The 3,180-nt window shown below is 64.3% G+C and carries 4 protein-coding genes; 2 read left to right on the top strand and 2 right to left on the bottom strand.

All coding sequences use genetic code 11. The features are described from left to right. The coding region (locus tag THIMADRAFT_RS24115; RefSeq protein ID WP_007195759.1) for a hypothetical protein at positions 1-569 on the bottom strand (569 nt) is incomplete at its 3' end. A 255-nt stretch (positions 570-824) separates the two neighbouring features. Next, on the bottom strand, positions 825-1,277 hold the full coding sequence (locus THIMADRAFT_RS24110) for a tyrosine-type recombinase/integrase (protein ID WP_267878421.1): 453 nt from the start codon (positions 1,275-1,277) through the stop codon (positions 825-827). 165 nt (positions 1,278-1,442) lie between these two features. Between THIMADRAFT_RS24110 and THIMADRAFT_RS24100 the strand changes: the two genes are divergently transcribed. Together THIMADRAFT_RS24100 and THIMADRAFT_RS28155 are read left to right on the top strand one after the other, a co-directional pair. After that, positions 1,443-2,998, top strand: a protein-coding gene (locus THIMADRAFT_RS24100) for an IS3 family transposase (protein WP_407635161.1) whose coding sequence is annotated in 2 segments (ribosomal slippage) — positions 1,443-1,878 and positions 1,878-2,998 — 1,557 coding nt in all. Because the reading frame shifts where the segments join, the coding sequence is not laid out codon by codon here. Continuing rightward, the coding region (locus THIMADRAFT_RS28155) for a hypothetical protein (protein ID WP_233490343.1) at positions 2,995-3,180 on the top strand (186 nt) is incomplete at its 3' end. The genes THIMADRAFT_RS24100 and THIMADRAFT_RS28155, both read left to right, overlap by 4 nt.

Raw genomic sequence — 3,180 nt, 5'->3', positions numbered from 1 at the left:
ACGAAAACCGGCCTCACGACCACCAACCGGACCTGTTCGACGGACCGGATTTCGACGATCCCCTGTTGTTCTGAGTCCCGCCACCGCGCTGGATCCACCTCGCGCCGCCGGCCCACACCCCGGCCGCGCGAGACCGGGGGAGCGCTTCGCCGACCCCCATCACGCAACTTGATCGCGAAACCATCAAAATCGCTGACCGCACTCACAATGGTTCCTCCGATGGAGATGATGACCTCGCTGGCATTGTCGACCCGACCGGAGCCGAGGCGGAAAGTACCGTCCACGAGAAATTCGTTGCAGTTAAGATCGAGTAGACTCTCGGCACCCTGTGAGACCTCGGTATCTGTTTCGATTGCGAAGATTCCGCCGTTGGCGGAAACCAGGCAGGGAAGGGCCAGAAACGAGTAGGCCAGGACCCAAAAAGTGCCAGGCTGGAGGAGACCAATCGCAAACGCCGAAACGCGATTCTTCCAGCGGCTCCAAAAGTATGTATCCGCTGGTTTAGGCCACGCAGTGATAGAGTCGGGCGCAAAGATGTGGGTTGGGCTTTCCTGGGAGGAATCGTTCACCAAAGAGCATCCTTACTGGGGGTAGGCACGCCGGACAGCTGGAGTGTATCCGCTTACCTGCCTGGGGTTCAATGCCATGACGGGTGTCCGCTCCCCGCTCGATTGCGGACCCCGTCCGGCGACGCACGAGTGTCAGCTCTGGGTCGCTATGTAAAGCTTTACATAGCGACCCCTATGTAAAGTTATCAACTATGTAAAGTTGGCCTGCTGGCCCCGGCAGTCCCAGGCGTTTGAGCCAGCGGCTTCTTTACATAATTAGAGGGCTTCAAGGAATGCTCGCAGCGCGTCGGGCGGGCGATAGCGGGGGATCTTTGTATGGGGTTCCTCAAGTCGCGCGAGCGCCTGTTCCTTCATCGTCAAGTCTGCTTCCACGTATCGATGTGTTGTTGTTACGCTCTCGTGGCCCATCCAAAGCGCGATAACGCTGAAGGCCACACCGGATTGCAGCATATGCATGGCCGTCGAGTGACGTATCGTGTGCGGAGAGATATGCCGTCTCGCGAGGGAGGGATGCGTTTGGGTGGCACGGGTCACGGCGAGATCGAATCGTTGGTTGACGTTTTGGCGTGTCATCGCGCGGCCGTCGCGGTTGGGAAGCAGCGGCGCATCCGCCGCGAGCACCGGATTGCAACGCAGCCAGGCGCGGACTTCCTGGACGGTGGATTTCCACAACGGCACGGCGCGCTGCTTCCGTCCCCCAGGTGTCAGGATAGATGTCGCCTCCCTTTGGGAGGATGTGTGGGAGGATGGGGCATCACCGACCCGGGGCTTTGCGCCCTCCGGGGTCAGCCGGGAAGGAGCCCGTAGGGCGACTGAACGGCTGACCCCGGAGGGCGCGGCGCAAGCGCCCCGAGGCATGACAAGGCGACCGACATGACGACCTATTCGAGTGAGCTGAAAGACAGCATCCTGACGAAGCTGCTGGCGCCCAACAACGTCGGCGTGCCGCAGTTGGCCGCGCAAACCGGCATCCCGCGCGACACCCTCTACGGCTGGCGGCGCGAGGCGCTGGGTCGGGCCCGTCGACCGCGGGCATCGACGGTGCCTGACGCCACGCTCGACAGCGAGGAGAAGTTTGCCGTGGTGGTGGAGACCGCCACTCTCAACGAGTTGGAGCTGGGCGCGTACTGTCGACGCAAGGGCCTGTTCGCCGAGCAGATCAGCGCGTGGCGCACGACCTGCCAGCACGCCAATGCGCCGCTGGCGAGCAAGACCGAGCGGGCCGAGCGGGCGGAGATCCTGCGCCTGGGTCGGGAGTTGCAGCGCAAGGACCGGGCCTTGGCCGAAGCCGCCACGTTGCTGGTACTGCAAAAAAAAGTCCGGGCGATCTGGGAGGAGCCAGAGGACGCTCGCTCACCTATGAGCGGCGCGTACAAGTGAGCGAGTACATCGAGCAAGCCTGTGCCGAGGGCGCCCGCCTGAGTCGCGCCTGCGCCGCCGTGGGGCTGTCCGAGCGCACCCTGCAGCGCTGGCGTCGCGACGGCGCGATCGGCGGCGATGGGCGCACGCGCGAGCACCGGACCGAAGGCGCCGTGCGCACCCCGGCCAATCGGCTCTCGCCCCGCGAGCGGCAAGCCGTCCTCACAGCCGCTAACGCGCCCCGGTTCGCGAGTTTGAGTCCGCATCAGATCGTCCCGGCGCTGGCCGACGAGGGCTGCTACCTGGCCTCCGAGTCGACCTTCTACCGCGTGCTGCGCGACGCCGGGCAACTCGCCCGCCGCGGTCGCGTCAAGGCGCCGGCACGCCTGCGTCCGCAGCCGTTGGAGGCGACCGGGCCGAATCAGGTTTGGAGCTGGGACATCACCTACCTGGCCAGTACCGTGCAGGGGATGTTCTTCTATCTGTACCTGATCATGGATGTCTACAGCCGCAAGATCGTCGGCTGGGAGGTCTACCCGCAGGAGTCCGCCGCGCACGCCGCCGGCGTCTTCCAGAAGGCCTACCTGCGTGAAGGCGTGCACCCGGGCACACTGGTCCTGCACTCGGACAACGGCTCGCCGATGAAAGGCGCCACCATGCTGGTGATGCTCCAACGCCTCGGGGTCGTACCGTCCTTCAGTCGCCCGGCCGTGAGCAACGACAACCCCTATTCGGAGTCGCTGTTCAACACCGTCAAGGGCCGCCCGGACTTCCCCTCCGATCCCTTCGACGGCGTCGAGGCGGCACGCCGCTGGATGACGACATTCACCGCATGGTACAACACCATCCACCTGCACAGCGCGCTGAAGTTCGTCACCCCGGCACAGCGCCATCGCGGCGAGGATGTCGACCTGCTGGCACGGCGCGATGCGCTCTATCGAGCCGCCAGAGACGACAACCCGACGCGCTGGTCCGGACCCACCCGCAATTGGACGCCACCCGCTTCGGTCTTGCTCAACCCGGGAAAACCCCCTCGTGACCAGGAGAAGGCCGACACGAACATGACATGAAGGATGCGACAACTACCTTGACACTTACCGCGTCCTTTGCCGTGCAAATGCACACAAGCAGACGCCTCCAATACAACATCGGCGACCCGCACGGCGATGATCTCCGAGACGCGCGCCCCGGTGTTGTAGAGCATGGTCAACAACAGGTGGTCGCGCTGCGACGTCCAGGTCGCGCCTGGGTC

The organism is Thiocapsa marina 5811 (assembly GCF_000223985.1).
GTDB lineage: Bacteria > Pseudomonadota > Gammaproteobacteria > Chromatiales > Chromatiaceae > Thiocapsa > Thiocapsa marina.
Note: the sequence above shows the minus strand (reverse complement) of the source record. Positions and strands in the feature narration are given on the sequence as shown.